This window comes from Sphingopyxis sp. BSN-002, assembly GCF_022024275.1.
Classification (GTDB): Bacteria; Pseudomonadota; Alphaproteobacteria; order Sphingomonadales; family Sphingomonadaceae; genus Sphingopyxis.
The window spans coordinates 1,472,599-1,489,814 of sequence record NZ_CP091804.1; the positions used below are offsets into that span (position 1 = coordinate 1,472,599).

Below are 17,216 nucleotides of genomic sequence, written 5' to 3' on the forward strand. Positions count from 1 at the left end.
GAAATAGCATTACTGACATAGATGTCAATAACCGTTTAACGGCTGCAACAAACTCCTCGACGCCCCTCAAGCGGCGCGATACCCCTGCGTGATCGGCCGAAGGGGGAACCGGCATGGAAACGCAGGACACAGCAACGCGCTACGAAAGCCTCGACGCGATCCGCGGTGTCGCGGTGATGGGGATATTGGCGATGAATATCGTCGCCTTCGCCCTGCCCTTTGCAGCCTACGTCAATCCGGTAGCGGGCGGACCGGTCGGAAATCTCGACCTTGCGACCTGGTTCTTCAACTTCATCTTCATCGATTCGAAGATGCGCGGGCTTTTCTCGATGCTGTTCGGCGCGAGCACCTTGCTCGTGATCCGGAGCGCGGAAGCGGGCGGACGCAGCGCCGCCGGCACGCATTATTCGCGGATGATCTGGCTCGCGCTCTTCGGCCTCGTCCATTTCTACTTCATCTGGTTCGGCGACATCCTCTTTCTCTATGCGCTGTGCGGACTGCTGCTTTTCGCGTTCCGCAACCTGTCGGTGAGGGCACTGGTGACCTGGGCCGTCGCCTTCTTTGTCGTTGCGATCGGTTTCCTCGGTTCGGGGTGGCTGATGTTCGCTCTCGCCGAGGCGGGGAAATTGCCTCCCGAGGCGATGGCGCAGGTTCGCGAGAATCTGGCCACCATGAACGCCGACATGGGACCGGGCGCCGCAAGCTATGCAAGGGACGTCGCGCTGCACCTCGGCGGCTATTGGCAGATCGTTGCGGACAAGCTGGGCGAGAAGGCGGCCGAGCCCTTCATTCAGGCGCTGATGTTCCTGTGGGAGACGATGGGGTTGATGCTGATCGGAATGGCGCTGTTCAAATCGCGCATGCTGACCGGTGAATGGGAAGCCGCACGCTATCGCAAATGGGCGCTGATCGGCTTTCTGATCGGGATTCCGCCGCTTCTCGGTCTTGCATGGTATCAGATCGATAACGGATTCAGCGCGGTGTCGACGTTCGGCGCCTCGCTGTCGCTATCGTTACCGTTCGACGTCGCGATGACGATCGGCTGGGCGGCGCTGATCATGCTGTTGATCAGGACCGCCGCAAGCGATGCCGTTCGCGCGCGGCTCGCGGCGACCGGGCGCATGGCCTTCACCAATTACCTGACGACCTCGATCGTCATGACGACAATCTTTTACGGCTATGGGCTGGGTCTGTTCGGCAGCGTCGGGCGCAGCGCGCTCTATCTCTTCTGCTTCGGCATGTGGGCGGCGATGCTGCTCTGGTCGAAACCCTGGCTCGACCGCTTCCACTACGGCCCGCTGGAATGGATATGGCGCAGCCTGTCGCGCCGGAAACTCCAACCGATGCGAAAGCCGGTTCCGGTTCAGTAACCGACGGCGCGGCCGAAGTTCGACGGACGGCGCTGGACGAGCGGATTTGCCTCGCGCTCGAGCGCTTCGAGCGTTTCCTCGAACAGCGGGCGCAGGGTCACGACGCGCGGCAGATATTCTTCGGGGCTGACCTGCGCCTCGACGCAGTGACGCGCGAACATTTCGATATCCTCGGCAAGCGCACCGAGTCGTTCGGCGCCGAACTGGCGCGCCTCGCTCTTCAGCGTGTGCGCGGGCATGACGAGGCCGCGCGCATCGCGTGCGCGCATGGCTTCCTCGATGACGGCGACCGACTTGGTCCCGTCTTCGCGAAAATAGCCCAGAATCCGGACAAACGCGGCACCCAGCTGGGCGCGCGTCGCGCGAAATTCATCCCAATCGACCAGGATCTCGTCCAATGCCCTGTTCCTCGGTGTTCAAATGGTCCTTGGTCCCGAAGCGCTCTATGCGCTGAAGTCGGTAAAAAAGAGGTTACGCCGCCGCGCCTGTAGCGCGAAAGCCGACCCGTTTTGGGTCAATCGCGGCGGACGCGCCAGCTTCCCGCGGATTCATCGCTCAACTGCCAGCCATGTTCGCCCGCCAGCGCCGCGATTTCGCGCGCCGCCTGCGGGTCGTCGGCGAGCAACAGGACGTCGCGCGCGTCGCGCATCGCACGCGCCAGCCGTAGCGCCGGCCAGGGACAGCGCATTCCGCGTGCATCGACCACGAGGGCCGATCCGTCATTCGTCATAGGGGTTGCGCGAATTGCGGAAATTCAGGCGCACCGGAACGCCCTGGAACCCCAGTTCCTTGCGCATGCCGTTCACGAGATAGCGCTCATAGCTGCCCGGCAGGGCATCGGTGCGACTGCCGAAGACGACAAAGGTCGGCGGGCGGGTACGCGCCTGCGTGATATAGCGCAGCTTGATGCGCTTGCCGCCCGGCGCCGGCGGCGGGTTGGTCTCCACCGCGCCCTCGAACCAGCGGTTTAGCTTTGCGGTCGAAACGCGGTTGGTCCAGATCGCGCGTTGTTCGAAGGCGACGCGGACCAGCGTGTCGATCCCTTTGCCCGTCGCGCCCGAAATGCTGAGCACCGGCACGCCCTTGACCTGGCTGAGGCCGTCGTCGAGCGCCGTGCGAACGCCGTTATAGAGCGCCGACGGATCTTCGGCGACGTCCCATTTGTTGAGCGCGACGATCAGCGCGCGGCCTTCCTGCAGCACCCGGTCGGCAATGCGCAGGTCCTGCGCCTCGAGGCCTTTGGTCGCGTCGAGCAGCAGCACGACGACCTCGGCAAAATCGACCGCGTGCAGGGCGTCGGCGACCGACAGCTTCTCGAGCTTGTCCTGCACCTTCGCGCGCTTGCGCATCCCGGCGGTGTCGAACAGCTGGATCTCGTGGACCTCGCCGTCATTTTCCCACTGCCAGTCGACGCGGATCGAATCGCGGGTGATGCCGGCCTCGGGCCCGGTGATCAGCCGGTCCTCGCCGATCATCCGGTTGATCAGCGTCGATTTGCCGGCGTTCGGGCGACCGACGATCGCGAGCTTCATCGGGCCGAGCGGCGCGTCCTCGTCCTCATCGCCCTCAAAGGTCGGCGGCGCGGCGGCCGCAGCGTCGGCATCGAATCCCTCGACGATCGGACGTAGCGCGTCGAACAGGTCGACGGTGCCTTCGCCATGCTCGGCGCTCAGCGCGATCGGATTGTCGAAACCGAGCGACCAGGATTCCATCAGGCCGTTCTCGCCCTGTCTCCCCTCGGCCTTGTTGACGAGCAGGATGATCGGCGTGTCCTCGCTACGCAACCAGCGCGCGATTTCCTCATCGAGCGGGGTCACCCCGGCGCGACCGTCGATCATGAACAGTGCGGCATCAGCCTCGCGCACCGCCTTTTCGGTCTGCACGCGCATCCGGCCCGGCAGAGTCGCCGCATCATAATCCTCGAAACCCGCCGTATCGACGATGGTGAATTTCAGGCCGAGCAATTCGCCGTCGCCCTCGCGGCGATCGCGCGTCACGCCGGGCTGGTCATCGACAAGCGCAAGGCGTTTGCCGACCAGCCGGTTGAACAGCGTCGATTTGCCGACATTGGGCCGGCCGACAATGGCGATCGTTGCGGATCGCGCCATGCTTCGTTCCTACTTTCGGAGCCGCGCAAAGCGGCTCCCCCTGTTACCGCCAGGCGGTGATCCGCCCGTCGTCCGCGAGGACGTAAAGCGTGCTGTTCGCGACGATCGGCGACTGCGACAGCGGCGACTTGAATTCGGTCGTCGCGATCGTCGAGCCGTCGGCGGGCGAGAATTCGACGAGCTGCCCTTCGCTGTTGACCGCGATCAGCCGGCCTCCGGCCAGAATCGGGCCGGTCCAGCGGATCGGATCCTTCTTCTTCTTTTCGGTCTCGACGCGGTAACGCGCAAGCTGCTGGATCCAGCGAACCTTGCCGTTGGCGCGCGAAACGCACAGCAGCTTGCCGTCGTCGGTCATCGCATAGACCCACTCGCCAACGACATAAGGCGTCGAAATGCCCGCGATCGAGATTTCCCAGAGGCGCTGGCCCGTGACGAGTTCATAGCTCGCCATACGGCCGCCCTGACCGAGCGCGAAGACGCGGCCACGGTCGATCACCGGATCTGCGTCGACGTCCGACAGCGTCGATACCGACAGCGCCATCGAGGTCCGCGCGAGCGCATCTTCCCAAAGGTCGCGGCCATTTTCGTAGCGATAGGCCTGGACCTCGCCCGACGAATAGCCGGCAACGATCGTCCCCTGGCCGGCGGCGGGCGAGCCCGCGCCGAAAATGCTGCCGGCTTCGAGCGACGCGGTCGCCTGCCACTGCACCGCGCCATTGGCTGCGCTGAGCGCGAAGATCTGGTTGTCCTGGCTGATCACGAAGACATCGCCGAAGGCCACCGTCGGGGCACCGCGCAGCGGGCCCGCGGGCTTGGACTTCCAAAGCACCGAACCGTCGGCGACGTTGAGCGCAGCGACGTCGCCCACGCCGCTCGTCGCATAGACGACCGTGCCGTCGACCGAGGCACCGCCACCGAACAGCGAATTCTTGAAATCCTTGCCTTCGCTGCCGATCGGGACGCTCCACAGCTTCGAGCCGCTGTTGGCGTCGAAAGCAGTCACGACGGCGTCGGTGTCGACGACGAACAACTTTCCGCCGGCAACAACCGGCGACGAGGCGAGCCGCTGTTTGTTGGTGCTGCCCGTGACGCTGGCTTCCCAGATCTTGGAACGCGCCGCAGCCAGCGCTGGATGGCCGATCGACTTCGATGCGTTGCCACCCGATTGCGCCCAGTCGGCGTTGACCTGCGGTTCGGGCAACACGACGGCAATCGCGGCGGTCGCGTCGTCAACCTTGACGCTGTTGTCGTTCGACAGGATCGACACGCGCTGGCCGACGGTCGGGGTCTTGGGTCCGCCCTTGCCCTTGAACGCGCCGCAGCCCGCCAGCGGCAGCGCCAGCAGGATTGCAGCAGAGATCACATAATGCCGTTTCAGCATATTATTTGGCTTCCTCAGTTTTTGCGGCCGCCGCTGCCCCCGGCGTGCCTTTCTGGTCCCCGGCAGCGCCAGGCGCTGCGCTCGTCTTGTCGGCTTTGGCGCTGTCTGCGGCGCGATCGACCACGGCATCCACGCCGAGCATGCCTGCCATCTGGACCGCGCGCGACTGCAGCGTCTTCGACACGCCCGGCAATTTTGCGATGCGGCCGTAAAGCGCGCCGGCCTTGTCGAACTGGCCCGACTGATAATAGGCGGCCGCGGTCAGCTCTGCCGCGCTGGCGAACCAGCTCGATTGCGGGTCCTTCGCGTCGACGATCGGTTTCAGCCGCGCGATCACGGCATCGGGCTTCAGCGTATCGAATTCGAGCGCGGTCTTGCGCACGAGCGCCATGTCGCGGAGTGACTGGTCAAGCCCGGTGTCGTCCACGACCTGCGCGAGAAGTGCGGTGGCGCCCTTCAGGTCGCCGGTCTGCGCCTTCATGTTCGACTGCTGGATCAGCGCCATGGCGCGATAGGCGGGATTTCCCTCACCCTCCAGTTTCTTGAGCGCGGCCGTCGCGGCGCGCGGCTGGTTGCCCTTTACCTGGTCGAGCGCGGCGATCAGTTCCTCGCCCTTCTCGCCACGCGAAACTTCCTGGCGATGGCCCCAATAGAGATAGCCGGCAAAGGCGATCAGCGCGGCGATGACGCCGCCGATGATCCAGCGCCCATAGTTTTTGGCAATGCTGTCGATCCGGTCCTTGCGAACCGCTTCGTCGACTTCCTGCAAAAACGCCGCATTGTTGTTCGGGCTCAGAGCCAATCAAACCTCCATAAACTCAAACCGGCTCCGGCCACATAGGCGTCCCGCCGGTCGCTTCCTTAGCGACGGCGCCGAAAAAGGCCAAGCGATTCACTTTGCGCGAAACGCCGGCCTCCTCACCCTTCGTAGATCTGATCCGATGTCGGGAATGAACGGGACCTGACCTCCCCGGCATAGTCCTGCACCGCGCCGTTCACGACGCTTGCCATATCCTGATAGCGCTTCACGAATTTCGGGACGCGTTCGAACATGCCGAGCATGTCGTCGGTAACGAGAACCTGGCCGTCGCACTGCGCCGAGGCGCCGATGCCGATCGTCGGACAATCGACCTTGCTCGTGATCTCGATCGCGATCGATTCGAGCACGCCTTCGATGACGATCGAGAAGGCACCGGCCTTTGCGACCGCCACCGCGTCCTCGACGATCGAACGCGCCTCCTCCTCGCTCTTGCCGCGCACGCCATAGCCGCCGAGGATGTTCACCGCCTGCGGGGTCAGCCCGACATGGCCCATGACCGGAATGCCGCGCTGGGTCAGGAATTCGATCGTCGGGGCAAGCACCTTGCCGCCCTCGACCTTCACCGCCGCCGCGCCGGTTTCCTTGAGCAGCCGGGCGGCATTGTCGAACGCCTGTTCGGGGCTGCCCTCATAGCTGCCGAACGGCATGTCGACGATGACCGCGGCGTGATAGCTGCCCCGCACGACCGCCGCGCCGTGCAGCGCCATCATGTCCATCGTCACGCCGACCGTATGCGGCAGGCCATAGATGACCTGCGCGAGCGAATCACCGACCAGCAGCATGTCGCAATGCGGGTCTAGCAGCTGCGCCATGCGGACGGTGTAGGCGGTCAGCATGACCAGCGGCTCGCCCCCCTTGCGCTGGCGGATGCGCGGCACGGTCAGGCGCTTCATCAACTGCGGGGTCGGGTTGGCGCGGCTCGTCGAAGTGTCGAGGGTGAGCGTTTTCGGGAGTGTGGACATGGCGCGGGGTCTAGCCCCTCGCACCGCCAAGCGAAAGGTCGAACTCCGGCCTTGTATATTTTGATTGACTTCATGTTCGAAATATTTAACATTACGTCATATAGAACGAACATATGGAGATTCGCAGATGACGTTTCGCGAGAAGATCGACTGGCTGACCTTGGGCGCGATTGCGCTGGCCTTCGGCTGGTACGCGGTTGCTTTCCCATGGGGCCTTCGCGGCACGCCCGCGCTCGCGGTGCAAGGCGGGATGCTGCTCGTCGTCGCCATTGCCATGACGCTGGCGCTGACCATTGCCGCGATCGCGCTGGCGATCCACCGTCCGCGCGACGCCAATGCGCCGGCCGACGAGCGCGATCGCGACATCACGCGAAAGGCCGCAACGCGCGCCTATTATGTGCTGATCGTCGGTGCCACCTGCTGCTTTGCCGTGGGATATTGGGTCGGGGACCTCGCTGCAGTGCTCAACGCGCTGCTCGGCACGGTTGTCCTTGCCGAACTGGTTCGCCTGGCGAGCCAGGTCGCTTCCTACCGGCTTGGCGAATGAGGAGCGGCCACCATGGCAAAACCTCCCTTCAGCAATGACATCCGCACGCTGCGCTTTCTCGCGGGCGAGATGACGCAGGGCGATCTCGGCGATCGCGTCGGAGTCACGCGGCAGACGATCGCCGCGATCGAACAGGGTAAATATTCGCCGTCACTCGAGGTCGCATTCCGTATCGCACGCGTCTTCGACAAGCCGCTCGAAGCGGTCTTTCAATGGAGCGGCGACTGATCCGACAGCGCGGCCGCGCGGGCCCGGCACAGGCTTCTCCCCGTTGCCTGTGCCGGGACCAAACGATCAGCGACGCGAACTATGCACCCGGCTCGGCGCCTGCAGCCGTCAGCGCCGCGATCTGTTCGCCCGTCAACACGACATTCTCGCTGCCGATAATTTCGTCGAGTTGCTCGACGCTCGTCGCGCTGGCGATCGGCGCGGTAACGCCGGGCTGCGCCGCAACCCACGCCAGCGCGATCTGCGACAGCGTCGCGCCGGTCTCCCCCGCGATGCGGCCCATGACCGCGAGCACCGCCGGCCCCCTGCCTTCGAGATAGGGTTTGACGCGCGGCCCGCGCGCACGCCCGCCGATGTCGTCGACGGTCCTGTACTTGCCCGACAGATAACCCGACGCGAGGCTGAAATAGGTTACGACCCCCAAGCCTGCGTCGATGCAGAGCTGCTGCAGCGGACCCTCATATTGCGTGCGGTCGAGCAGGTTGAGCTCGGGCTGCACGACGGTGAAACGCGGCAGGCGCTTTTCGTCGGCGACGCGCAGCGCCTCGGCCAGCCGTTCCGCAGAATAGTTCGACGCGCCGATTGCCCGCACGGTGCCGGCGTCGACCAGCTCGCCGAATGCGCCGAGCACCTCATCGAGCGGCACGTCGGGATCGTCCTTGTGCGCGAAATAAAGATCGATCGTATCGACGCCGAGCCGGTCGAGCGACCCCTGCACGGCTTCGCGGATCCGGTCGGGCCTGAGGCCGCCGGGCATCATGCCGACCTTGGTCGCGATCAATATGCGGTCGCGTGCGCCGCTTTCCTTCAGCCACGCGCCCATCATATTCTCGGACTCGCCGCCCTTGTGACCCGGTACCCATGCTGAATAGACGTCGGCGGTATCGATCATGCCGCCGCCGAGCTCGACGAAACGATCGAGGACGGCAAAGCTCGCCTCGCGGCCCGCGGTCATGCCGAAGACATTGCCGCCGAGTATGAAAGGCCGGATCGAAAGGTTGCTCCGGCCCAGTGCGCGTTCGGTCATTTGCCGCTTCCCTTCTTCACAGCAGGCACTGCTTCACGCGGGTTGTCGCTGAACAGGCCATCGATCCCGGTTTTCAGATAGGCGTCGATCTCCGCCGCCAGATCGCCGTGCCGGGCCGGATTGATCCCGCCCTTGTCAGCGAGCGGCAGGAAATAATTCTCGCGGCGGAAGGTCCAGGGATGGACCTTGAGTCCCGCGGCGTGGGCGTCGCGGACGAGGCTGGTCGGATCGCCAAGGGTACCGATCGCGCTGCGCGGGATGATCATTTCCTTGTAGGGGCCGATCCCGTCAGCATAGGCGGCGATCGCCTTCAGCCCCTCAGGTGACGCCATGGCGGCATAGCTCGCCTTGGGATCGTCGGCAGGGCCGCCCTCGCCATCCATCAGCTGGATCAGCGGCAGATCGCTCTTTGCGCGGATGGCTTTCAGGTTCGCGACCTCGAAGCTCTGGATGAACACCGGTGCCTTACGACCGCGGTAGCCGTATTTTTCGAGGATCGCGAGCAAGGGTGCCTCGTGCGGCAGACCGATCGAAGCGAAATAACCCGGGTGCTTGGTCTCGGGGTAGACGCCGACCGGTTTCGCACGCCCCTTGTTGATCTCGACCAGCAGGTCGAGGATCTCGGCGAAGGTCGGGATCTCGTATTTCCCGTCATAGTCGGTCGAGCGCAGCCTCGGTAGCCGCTCCTTCGCGCGCAGCGTCTTGAGTTCGGCGAGCGTGAAATCCTCGGTGAACCAGCCGGTCACCGCCTTGCCGTCGATCGTCTTCGTCGCCTTGCGCGACGCGAATTCGGGATGATCGGCGACGTCGGTCGTTTCCGAAATCTCGTTCTCGTGCCGCGCAACGAGCACGCCGTCCTTCGTCAGCACGAGGTCGGGCTCGATATAATCGGCGCCGAGGTCGATCGCGAGCCGGTAGCTCGCCAGCGTATGCTCGGGCCGCTCGCCCGATGCACCGCGATGCGCAATGACGATCGGCGGCTGGCCGTCGAGCGTGGGGGCTGCAGTCACGGGCTCAGCCCCGCAACCCGCGAGCATCAGCGCGAGCAGAACGGCGAGCCCGCGGATCATGCAAAGCGCTGCTGCCAGTCATCGGCCGAGAAACCGACGCTCGGATCGCCAACGCCCTCGACCACCGGACGCCGGATCATCGCGGGCTGGTCGAGCATCAGCGCCTTCGCCGAAGCCGCGTCGATACTCTCCTTCTGCGCGTCGGGAAGTTTACGGAACGTCGTACCGCTCTTGTTGAGCAATTTCTCCCAGCCGAGCATGTCGATCCAGCCCTGCAGTTTTGCCGGCTCCAGCCCGTCCTTTCGAAAGTCGTGGAAGCGATAGGCAACGCCGTGATCGTCGAGCCAGCGACGCGCCTTCTTGACCGTGTCGCAGTTCGGAATGCCGTAAAGTGTGAGTGCCATGCGCCTCGACTAGAACCTGCTGATGACAGATGTGAGGCAGCGAACCTAGGCGATGGGCGCCCGGTCGGCAATGCGCGTGTTGGCGCTCGCGAGCTTTCCGCGCAGCGCCCTCGCAAAGCCTTCGTGGAGCGCCCCCGCAACGTCGGGATGCGTCGCGAGCCAGGCACGCAGCGCGGCAGCCGGAATGAACCACAGGCGCGCATTGCTGCCGAGCACGACCGTGCCGGTCGCATGCGCGCCGTCGAGCACGGTCGCCTCGCCGATCAGTTCGCCGGGCCCGAGAGTCCCGACCTCGGCGCCGTCGCGGCGGATCATCGCGGTTCCGTCGGCGAGATAGAAAAGGCACGGTGCCGCCTCGTTCTCGCGCACCAGCACTTCTCCGCGCTTCGCCGAAATCCAGTTGCCCTGATCGATCAGGGCACGCGCACTCACAGGCCCAAGCCCTTCGAAATGGCGATCGCGCAGCCCCTGCTCTTCGACCGAAAAGCTGACTTTGGCCTTGCTGAGCCAGAGCCGGCTGATCAGTCCCAGATTGACGAGCAGGATCGCGAGGATCAGCAGCGTGTACCCGCTGCCGCTCCAGCCCATGATCGCGACCGGAAGCGCCAGCAGCGCAGCGATCGCGAGCCCCAGCCGCACATGATCGACGCGCGCAACAAGGCTTGCCGCAAGCAGCACAAGAAGCGCCCCATAGCCGAACCAAGCCGGATCGAAATTCGCCATAGAATTTCTTTTTTGCGTCGAGGTCCCCAAATGGACCACTAGCCATACAACGTTACCGATTACCGAACGCCTTGGCGGCGCTTCGCAATTTGCTGTTCGACCCGGCAACAAACTAACATTTTTGAAGCCCAAGGTGAAGCATTGCAACGAATAGTTGCGTTTGAAACTAATTTTCAATGACTTGCGCCCCGGCTCCGTACAAGCCATGGCGGCGCGCGATTCGCATTTTTCCTTGAAAACTCGTAGAAGACCCTCGTTATGACTCAGAACTGGCAACCTCACAGCTGGCGCTCGCACGAAGCCCGACAGCTCCCGACCTACTCCGACCCCGCTGCGCTCGCCGCTGCGGAAAAGGAACTTGCCGGTTATCCGCCGCTCGTTTTTGCAGGCGAAGCGCGCGAACTGACGAACGATCTTGCCCGCGTCGCCGAGGGCAAGGCGTTCCTGCTCCAGGGCGGCGACTGCGCCGAGAGCTTCGCGGAATTCCACCCGAACAACATTCGCGATACCTTCCGCGTGCTCCTGCAGATGGCGGTCGTGCTGACCTTCGCGTCGAAGATGCCCGTGGTGAAGCTCGGCCGCATGGCTGGCCAGTTTGCCAAGCCGCGTTCGGCCGACATGGAGGATGTGGATGGCGTCTCGCTGCCGAGCTATCGCGGCGACATCATCAACGACATCGCCTTCGAGGCCGTGGGCCGCGAGCCCGACCCGCAGCGCATGGTCAAGGCGTACAACCAGTCGGCAGCGACGCTGAACCTGCTCCGCGCCTTTGCGGGCGGCGGCTATGCGAACCTGCACCAGGTCAACGCGTGGACGCACGACTTCATGGACCGCAGCCCGTGGGCGAAGAAATATCAGGAAACCGCAGCACGGATTTCCGAAGCGCTCGCCTTCATGGAAGCGTGCGGCGTGACGCCCGAGACGGTTCCGCAGATCAAGGGCACCAGCTTCTACACCAGCCACGAGGCGCTGCTGCTTCCCTATGAGCAGGCGCTGACCCGTCAGGACAGCCTGACCGGAGGCTGGTACGGCCTGTCGGGCCATTTCCTGTGGATCGGCGACCGCACGCGCTTCGAGGGTTCGGCGCATGTCGAATATCTGCGCGGCGTCGGCAATCCGATCGGCATGAAATGCGGCCCCAGCCTCGAGCCCGACGCGCTGCTGCGCCTGCTCGACACGCTCAATCCGAACCGTGTGCCGGGCCGGATGACGCTGATCACGCGCTACGGCCACGACAAGATCGAGGCGCATCTGCCGAAGCTCGTTCGCGCGGTGAAGGAGGCTGGCCACCCCGTCGTCTGGTCGTGCGATCCGATGCACGGTAACGTCATCAAGACGAACAACGGCTACAAGACGCGGCCGTTCGAGCGCATCCTTGCCGAAGTGCGCGGCTTCTTCGCGGTCCACCGCGCCGAAGGCACGCATGGCGGCGGCATCCATATCGAGATGACCGGGCAGAATGTCACCGAATGCACCGGCGGCGCGATGGACGTGACGCAGATGGATCTTGCCGACCGCTATCACACGCATTGCGACCCGCGCCTCAACGCGGGCCAGTCGCTCGAACTGGCTTTCCTGCTGGCCGAGATGCTCAATCAGGAAATGTCGGAGCGCGCGCGGCAGGCGGCCTGACGCGAAATATCGCCGCCCCATTCGGGGCGGCGTCTTTCCTACTCTCCGGTGCCCGACCAGCGCTTCGTGTCGGCGAACACGCGCCCGAGCGCAACGTGCAGATCGGCGTCCTCGGCCGCGCCGCCCAGCGGTATCTTGTCCGAGAATTCGTCGCCCGGACCATGATAGTCGCTGCCGAGGAATTTCTCGAGCAGTGGCATGTCCGAAAAACTGCCGCCAACCATCAGCGAGGTCACGCCCTTCGCGCCAAGTGCCCAGCCGTCCTGCCGCTGGACGAAGGCATCGGCCTCGCCATCCTCGTCCAGCTTGCGACCAAGCTTCGTCGCAGTTTCGCGTACAGCCGCATCATAGGCGGGTTTGCCACGGCCGATCGTCGCGACCGGCGTCCCGCGCGGCGAGATTGCGATGGTGTCGATGTTGAGCGCGACGGTGATGTCAGTCAGCGGAACCACCGGATGCGCGGCAAAATAATGCGCGCCGAGCAGGCCCTTCTCCTCGGCGGTCGTCGCCATGAAATAGATGTCGCGGTCGGATCGTTCGCCGCTGGCAAGCCGCTTCGCGACCGCGGTCAGCACTGCAATCCCGCTCGCATTGTCGACGGCCCCGTTGCAGATGCGATCCGTCGGATCGTCGGGCGCGCAAATGCCGAGATGGTCCCAATGGCCGAGGAACAGCACCGCCTTGCCGTCGGGTTTCGCGCCGGGCAGCTTTGCAACGATGTTGTTGCTCTCGTACGGCCGCACATTCGAGGTGGTCGAGAAATCGGCCGTCACCGGCAGCCCCGCGCCCTTGTAGTCGGCCGCCTGTGCGCTCTCGCGAAGCCGCGCGCCATCCTGACCGGCCTTTTTGAACAGGGCGTCGGCGGCCGCGGGCGAGAGGAAGCCTGTCACCGGTGCGCCCGGCGTGGCCGAGGCAAGCCGGGTCGTCTTGCCGCCGGCGGAGTGCCCGATCTGGTCCCACAGGGCATCGTCGGTCGCAATCACAAGCACCGCGCTCGCACCCGCTTCGCCAAGCATCTGGCGCCGTTCGCGGTAGCGCGGCAATTTCTCGCCGAATGGCGCATTGTCATAGAGCATGACCGCGACCTTGCCGCGGACATCGGCGTTGAGCTTGCCCGAACCGTCGACACCGAAGCCAACAAAGACCAGCGGCAGGTTTGCAAGCGATACGGCAGCATCGCGCCCGGTCAGCAGGACCCCGTCATCGCCGATACCGAGGTCGCGGCCTTTCACCCTGAACTTCGCCGAACCGCTGATCGCCTGCGTCTCGACGAGCGGCACGCCCTGCAGCCAGGGGGTCGCGCTGCCGGGAACGGGTTCGAGCCCGAGCTTCGCCCATTCGCCGACGACATAGGCGATCGTGCGGTCCTCGCCTTCGGTTCCGGGTGCACGTCCCTCGAAGGCGTCGCTCGACAGGATCTTGATATGCCCTGCAAGCTCAGCCTCGGTTACCGGCGCATCGCCTTGGGCAGGCGCGGCGAAAGCGGCGGGAGCGGTGAATGCGACGAGTGCGACAGCCGCAATGGCGGCGCTGAATCTGGTGTTTTTCATGGGCGAGCCGAATGGCATTTCCGCCGCAGGCAGGCAAGGCGCGTTCGTCGAACGACGAACGGCAGGATCAGCGCCCCGCCCGCTCCAGCAGCGCGCGGGCCGCGGCGACATGCATGTCCTCGATCATCCGCCCGTCATGGCGTTGCGCGCCGCCGGTGGCCGCGGCGACCAACGCCTCGGCCACCGCGATCTCGCGCACGGAAGGCGCAAAGGCCGCGTTGCACGGATCGACCTGGGTCGGATGGATCAGCGTCTTGCCGTCGAAACCGAGCCGGCGCCCTTCCGCGGCTTCGGACGCAAAGCCCGCGGCATCGTCGATCGCATTGTAGACGCCGTCAAAGCCCCAGACGCCTGCCGCCCGCGCCGCAAGGACAATCGCCTGGATCGCATGGCTCATCGCGCCCCGATCCATGCCGTCGGGCAGCTTGAGTTCGTGCGCCAGATCGTTAAGCCCCGCGATCAGCCCGACGACCGCCGGATCGGCCGCAATCTCGCGCGCCGCGTAGATGGCGACCGGCGTCTCGATCATCGCAAGGATCGGCACGCCGAGCGCCCGGACCGGGTCGAGGTCCGCAACCGCATCGACCTTCGGCAGCACCACCGCGTCGAGCGCGAGACCGTAGAGGGCGGTGATATCGGCCTCCTGCTCCCACGTCCCCGTCGCGTTGACACGCACCGCGACGCGCTTGCCGGGATAGCCCGCCTCGACCGCGCGCCGCATCGCCTCGCGCGCCTCGACCTTGCGACCCTCCGGCACTGCATCCTCCAGATCGATGATCAGCAGATCGGCGGCGAGCCCCTGCGCCTTTTCGAGCGCACGGGCGTTCGATCCCGGGACATAGAGCAGCGAACGGGGCGGATAGTCGTCTGGCGTCATGCGCTTTTCTGTGGCGCAGACGCGCCATTGCCGCAATAAGGAAGCGGGTTTGCAAATGGCAATTTTGCGATGAGGGGATGATCGATGGAATTCGCACTCGCACTGGTGGTTCTGGCGCTGGTGTTCCTGATCTGGGCGCTCACGCCCGTGCGGCAGGGCTATGCCTATACGATCGAGCGCTTCGGCCGTTACACGCACACCGCGCAGCCCGGGCTCAACTTCATCATGCCGATTTTCGACCGCGTCGGGCGCAAGGTGAACATGATGGAGCAGGTGCTCGACATTCCGGGCCAGGAAATCATCACCAAGGACAATGCGATGGTCGCGGTCGACGGTGTCGTCTTCTTCCAGGTGCTCGACGCCGCAAAGGCGGCCTATGAAGTCAGCGATCTCTATCTCTCGATCATGAACCTGACGACGACGAACCTGCGCACCGTGATGGGCTCGATGGACCTCGACGAAACGCTGTCGAAGCGCGACGAGATCAACACGCGCCTGCTGCACGTGGTCGATGATGCGACCACGCCGTGGGGCGTCAAGATCACCCGCGTTGAAATCAAGGACATCCGCCCGCCCGCCGACATCTCGAACGCGATGGCGCGCCAGATGAAGGCCGAGCGCGAGAAGCGTGCGAACATCCTCGAAGCCGAAGGCAGCCGGGCATCGGAAATCCTGCGTGCCGAAGGCCAGAAGCAGAGCCAGATCCTCGAGGCCGAAGGCCGCCGCGAAGCCGCCTTCCGCGACGCCGAAGCCCGCGAGCGCGAGGCCGAGGCTGAAGCGAAGGCGACCCAGATGGTGTCGGACGCGATCGCCGGCGGCAACGCGCAGGCGATCAACTACTTCATCGCGCAGAAATATGTCGAGGCGGTCGGCCAGTTCGCGACCAGCCCGAACAGCAAGACGATCCTCTTCCCGGTCGAGGCGACGCAGCTGATCGGCACGCTCGGCGGCATCGGCGAGCTCGCCAAGGACGCGCTCGAACGCAAGACGGGAGCCTGATATGCCCGACTTCATCGCCAATATGGAACCGCACTGGGCGTGGCTGTCGCTCGGCGTGCTGCTAGCCGCAGCAGAGATTGTCGCGCCGGGCTTCTTCCTGATCTGGATCGGCGCGGCAGCGATCGTCACCGGCGTCATCGCGTGGGTCGTGCCGCTGAGCATCCCTCTCCAGCTCGGAATCTTCGCGGTGCTGTCGTTCGTCGCGCTCTATGGCGGGCGCCGCTGGCTGAAGGCGAACCCGATCACCACCACCGACCCCAACCTCAACCAGCGCGGTAACCGCCTCGTGGGCGAGGTGCTGACGGTGACCAAGGCGATCGAGGACGGCCGCGGCCGCGCCAAGGTCGGTGATGGCGAATGGCCGGTCCGCGGACCCGACACGATCGAGGGCGCCAAAGTCCGCGTCGTCAGCGCCGACGGCGGCGTGCTGGTCGTCGAAGCCGCCTAACCGCCCTTCGGACGGCTGTAGATCGCCACGACATGCCCCAGCGCGTCGCTTTCCCCGATACGCCGGAACCCAAGCTTGGCCGAAACACGCTCTGACGCCTCATTCCCGAGGTCGATGATGCACCGCACCTCTTTCGCATCGAGGTTCGCGTCGGCCCAGCCGAGCGCGGCGGTCATCGCCTCGGTCGCATAGCCGGCGCCCCAATGATCGGCGTCGAACGCCCAGCCCGCCTCGGGCATGCCTTCGAGTTCAGGAATGCCGCGGCAGAAATAGCTGAGGCCGCCCATGCCGATCAGCGCATCGCTTACGCGGTCGGCGAACACCCAGTAACCGAAGCCCATCACCGGCCACAGCCCCGCCGAACTCAGAAACTTGCCCCAGCTGACGTCGGGCGCACGTGGTTCGCCGCCGATGAAGCGCGTGACGCGTTCGTCGGCCCACATCGCGATATGGACATCCTTGTCGGCAAAGCGCGTCGGGCGGAGGCGGAGCCGGTCGGTTTCGATCGTCGGGGGCGCGGTGAACATGGCGCCGACATGCCGCAGCGAAGGGCGGCGGGTCAATCGGGGATCAGATAATGATCGAACAGGTCGTGGAGCAGCGCTTTGCCGTCGACCTGCGGCCGGGCGCGCATCACCGCCAGCGTATCAACGCGCGCGAGCACTTCGACATGGCGCAGGACGACGTGATAATGTGGACGGTCGAAGAAGTCGTGAAACATCAGGATGCAGTCGGGTTTGCAGTGGATCAGCGACTGCAACAGGCACGCGACGCGAAAGCGCCCGTCGATCAGCACCGCGTCGGGGCTGCCCGCAAGCTTCCGCCAGACCCCTACATGATAGCGCGGCCAGTCGCGCAGCCGGCTTTCATCGACGGGGTAGCCCCACTCCTTCGTCGGACCGATGTCGGCGTGAAAAGGCGTGAAGTCGATCGCCGCACGCGCGAGGTTGGTGCCGACATTGGCCAGCCATTCGGGATCGCTGTCGACGCTGACAATCGTCTTCACCTGCCGCGCTGCGACGAGCGTGCTGCCGCCGCAGCCGAATTCGAGCAGCGAATCGCGGCCGGCCAGTTGCAGTTCGAGCTGCGTGATTTCGGCGGCCGACATTCGTGGCTGCATGGCATCTCCC

Annotated in this window: 20 protein-coding genes; 6 read left to right on the plus strand and 14 right to left on the minus strand. The window is 64.9% G+C overall.

Annotated elements, in window-relative coordinates; genetic code table 11:
• Positions 1-113 precede the first annotated feature (113 nt).
• Complete coding sequence (locus tag L7H23_RS07295; protein WP_237838683.1) at positions 114-1,370, plus strand: DUF418 domain-containing protein; 1,257 nt, start codon at positions 114-116, stop codon at positions 1,368-1,370.
• Here the strand turns inward: L7H23_RS07295 and L7H23_RS07300 are convergent.
• The 6 genes from L7H23_RS07300 to panB all read right to left on the minus strand — a co-directional run bounded on the left by L7H23_RS07300 (position 1,364) and on the right by panB (position 6,641).
• Positions 1,364-1,768, minus strand: coding sequence for an Hpt domain-containing protein (locus L7H23_RS07300; RefSeq protein WP_237838684.1), 405 nt, complete (start codon positions 1,766-1,768; stop codon positions 1,364-1,366). The two genes, L7H23_RS07295 and L7H23_RS07300, sit on opposite strands and share 7 nt — an antisense overlap.
• Before the next feature lie 116 nt (positions 1,769-1,884).
• A complete protein-coding gene (locus L7H23_RS07305; RefSeq protein WP_237838685.1) occupies positions 1,885-2,100 on the minus strand; it encodes a sulfurtransferase TusA family protein in 216 nt (71 codons plus the stop codon).
• A complete protein-coding gene (gene der / locus L7H23_RS07310) occupies positions 2,090-3,478 on the minus strand; it encodes a ribosome biogenesis GTPase Der (protein ID WP_237838686.1) in 1,389 nt (462 codons plus the stop codon). Before der ends, L7H23_RS07305 begins: the two co-directional genes overlap by 11 nt.
• A gap of 43 nt (positions 3,479-3,521) precedes the next feature.
• The gene (locus tag L7H23_RS07315) at positions 3,522-4,859 is read right to left on the minus strand and encodes a PQQ-binding-like beta-propeller repeat protein (RefSeq protein WP_237838687.1); all 1,338 of its coding nucleotides are present in this window, start codon (positions 4,857-4,859) and stop codon (positions 3,522-3,524) included.
• A gap of 1 nt (position 4,860) precedes the next feature.
• Positions 4,861-5,661, minus strand: a complete 801-nt coding sequence (locus tag L7H23_RS07320) for a tetratricopeptide repeat protein (RefSeq protein ID WP_237838688.1) — start codon at positions 5,659-5,661, stop codon at positions 4,861-4,863.
• Between the two features lie 116 nt (positions 5,662-5,777).
• Positions 5,778-6,641 carry a 3-methyl-2-oxobutanoate hydroxymethyltransferase gene (gene panB / locus L7H23_RS07325; protein ID WP_237838689.1) on the minus strand — a complete coding sequence of 288 codons (864 nt, stop codon included), beginning with the start codon at positions 6,639-6,641 and terminating at the stop codon, positions 5,778-5,780.
• Between the two features lie 127 nt (positions 6,642-6,768).
• Between panB and L7H23_RS07330 the strand changes: the two genes are divergently transcribed.
• Together L7H23_RS07330 and L7H23_RS07335 are read left to right on the plus strand one after the other, a co-directional pair.
• On the plus strand, positions 6,769-7,188 hold the full coding sequence (locus L7H23_RS07330; RefSeq protein WP_237838690.1) for a hypothetical protein: 420 nt from the start codon (positions 6,769-6,771) through the stop codon (positions 7,186-7,188).
• Positions 7,189-7,200: 12 nt separating this feature from the next.
• Positions 7,201-7,416: a helix-turn-helix transcriptional regulator gene (locus tag L7H23_RS07335; RefSeq protein ID WP_237838691.1), complete on the plus strand. Its 216-nt coding sequence runs from the start codon at positions 7,201-7,203 to the stop codon at positions 7,414-7,416.
• A gap of 79 nt (positions 7,417-7,495) precedes the next feature.
• Here the strand turns inward: L7H23_RS07335 and L7H23_RS07340 are convergent, their stop codons facing one another.
• Genes L7H23_RS07340 through L7H23_RS07355 form a run of 4 tightly spaced genes read right to left on the minus strand, consistent with a single transcriptional unit; the run spans position 7,496 to position 10,580 of the window.
• Positions 7,496-8,443, minus strand: coding sequence for an aldo/keto reductase (locus L7H23_RS07340; RefSeq protein ID WP_237838692.1), 948 nt, complete (start codon positions 8,441-8,443; stop codon positions 7,496-7,498).
• The gene (locus L7H23_RS07345) at positions 8,440-9,480 is read right to left on the minus strand and encodes a glycerophosphodiester phosphodiesterase (RefSeq protein WP_237839153.1); all 1,041 of its coding nucleotides are present in this window, start codon (positions 9,478-9,480) and stop codon (positions 8,440-8,442) included. Before L7H23_RS07345 ends, L7H23_RS07340 begins: the two co-directional genes overlap by 4 nt.
• 29 nt (positions 9,481-9,509) lie before the next feature.
• Positions 9,510-9,857, minus strand: a complete 348-nt coding sequence (locus L7H23_RS07350) for an ArsC family reductase (protein WP_237838693.1) — start codon at positions 9,855-9,857, stop codon at positions 9,510-9,512.
• 45 nt (positions 9,858-9,902) lie between these two features.
• Positions 9,903-10,580 (minus strand): cyclic nucleotide-binding domain-containing protein, encoded by a 678-nt coding sequence (locus L7H23_RS07355; RefSeq protein WP_237838694.1) that lies wholly within the window; start codon positions 10,578-10,580, stop codon positions 9,903-9,905.
• A gap of 258 nt (positions 10,581-10,838) precedes the next feature.
• Between L7H23_RS07355 and L7H23_RS07360 the strand changes: the two genes are divergently transcribed.
• Complete coding sequence (locus L7H23_RS07360; RefSeq protein WP_237838695.1) at positions 10,839-12,212, plus strand: 3-deoxy-7-phosphoheptulonate synthase class II; 1,374 nt, start codon at positions 10,839-10,841, stop codon at positions 12,210-12,212.
• A gap of 38 nt (positions 12,213-12,250) precedes the next feature.
• On the opposite strand, the gene L7H23_RS07365 is transcribed toward L7H23_RS07360, so the two are convergent.
• Complete coding sequence (locus L7H23_RS07365; protein WP_237838696.1) at positions 12,251-13,762, minus strand: M28 family peptidase; 1,512 nt, start codon at positions 13,760-13,762, stop codon at positions 12,251-12,253.
• Between the two features lie 67 nt (positions 13,763-13,829).
• Positions 13,830-14,639: a CoA ester lyase gene (locus tag L7H23_RS07370; RefSeq protein WP_237838697.1), complete on the minus strand. Its 810-nt coding sequence runs from the start codon at positions 14,637-14,639 to the stop codon at positions 13,830-13,832.
• 84 nt (positions 14,640-14,723) lie between these two features.
• Here L7H23_RS07370 and L7H23_RS07375 point away from each other — a divergent pair, with 84 nt between their 5' ends.
• Complete coding sequence (locus tag L7H23_RS07375) at positions 14,724-15,638, plus strand: SPFH domain-containing protein (RefSeq protein ID WP_237838698.1); 915 nt, start codon at positions 14,724-14,726, stop codon at positions 15,636-15,638.
• A gap of 1 nt (position 15,639) precedes the next feature.
• On the plus strand, positions 15,640-16,086 hold the full coding sequence (locus L7H23_RS07380; RefSeq protein ID WP_237838699.1) for an NfeD family protein: 447 nt from the start codon (positions 15,640-15,642) through the stop codon (positions 16,084-16,086).
• Here the strand turns inward: L7H23_RS07380 and L7H23_RS07385 are convergent.
• On the minus strand, positions 16,083-16,613 hold the full coding sequence (locus L7H23_RS07385) for a GNAT family N-acetyltransferase (RefSeq protein ID WP_237838700.1): 531 nt from the start codon (positions 16,611-16,613) through the stop codon (positions 16,083-16,085). The two genes, L7H23_RS07380 and L7H23_RS07385, sit on opposite strands and share 4 nt — an antisense overlap.
• Before the next feature lie 32 nt (positions 16,614-16,645).
• Positions 16,646-17,206, minus strand: coding sequence for a hypothetical protein (locus L7H23_RS07390; RefSeq protein ID WP_237838701.1), 561 nt, complete (start codon positions 17,204-17,206; stop codon positions 16,646-16,648).
• Positions 17,207-17,216: the final 10 nt, after the last annotated feature.

Bases quoted from the DNA above. Each gene is read 5' to 3' on its own strand.
- L7H23_RS07295 (WP_237838683.1), top strand. From the start codon at position 114: ATGGAAACGCAGGACACAGCAACGCGCTACGAAAGCCTCGACGCGATC.
- L7H23_RS07305 (WP_237838685.1), bottom strand. From the start codon at position 2,100: ATGACGAATGACGGATCGGCCCTCGTGGTCGATGCACGCGGAATGCGC.
- der (WP_237838686.1), bottom strand. From the start codon at position 3,478: ATGGCGCGATCCGCAACGATCGCCATTGTCGGCCGGCCCAATGTCGGC.
- L7H23_RS07315 (WP_237838687.1), bottom strand. From the start codon at position 4,859: ATGCTGAAACGGCATTATGTGATCTCTGCTGCAATCCTGCTGGCGCTG.
- panB (WP_237838689.1), bottom strand. From the start codon at position 6,641: ATGTCCACACTCCCGAAAACGCTCACCCTCGACACTTCGACGAGCCGC.
- L7H23_RS07330 (WP_237838690.1), top strand. From the start codon at position 6,769: ATGACGTTTCGCGAGAAGATCGACTGGCTGACCTTGGGCGCGATTGCG.
- L7H23_RS07335 (WP_237838691.1), top strand. From the start codon at position 7,201: ATGGCAAAACCTCCCTTCAGCAATGACATCCGCACGCTGCGCTTTCTC.
- L7H23_RS07340 (WP_237838692.1), bottom strand. From the start codon at position 8,443: ATGACCGAACGCGCACTGGGCCGGAGCAACCTTTCGATCCGGCCTTTC.
- L7H23_RS07345 (WP_237839153.1), bottom strand. From the start codon at position 9,480: ATGCTCGCGGGTTGCGGGGCTGAGCCCGTGACTGCAGCCCCCACGCTC.
- L7H23_RS07350 (WP_237838693.1), bottom strand. From the start codon at position 9,857: ATGGCACTCACACTTTACGGCATTCCGAACTGCGACACGGTCAAGAAG.
- L7H23_RS07355 (WP_237838694.1), bottom strand. From the start codon at position 10,580: ATGGCGAATTTCGATCCGGCTTGGTTCGGCTATGGGGCGCTTCTTGTG.
- L7H23_RS07360 (WP_237838695.1), top strand. From the start codon at position 10,839: ATGACTCAGAACTGGCAACCTCACAGCTGGCGCTCGCACGAAGCCCGA.
- L7H23_RS07365 (WP_237838696.1), bottom strand. From the start codon at position 13,762: ATGAAAAACACCAGATTCAGCGCCGCCATTGCGGCTGTCGCACTCGTC.
- L7H23_RS07370 (WP_237838697.1), bottom strand. From the start codon at position 14,639: ATGACGCCAGACGACTATCCGCCCCGTTCGCTGCTCTATGTCCCGGGA.
- L7H23_RS07375 (WP_237838698.1), top strand. From the start codon at position 14,724: ATGGAATTCGCACTCGCACTGGTGGTTCTGGCGCTGGTGTTCCTGATC.
- L7H23_RS07380 (WP_237838699.1), top strand. From the start codon at position 15,640: ATGCCCGACTTCATCGCCAATATGGAACCGCACTGGGCGTGGCTGTCG.
- L7H23_RS07385 (WP_237838700.1), bottom strand. From the start codon at position 16,613: ATGTTCACCGCGCCCCCGACGATCGAAACCGACCGGCTCCGCCTCCGC.
- L7H23_RS07390 (WP_237838701.1), bottom strand. From the start codon at position 17,206: ATGCAGCCACGAATGTCGGCCGCCGAAATCACGCAGCTCGAACTGCAA.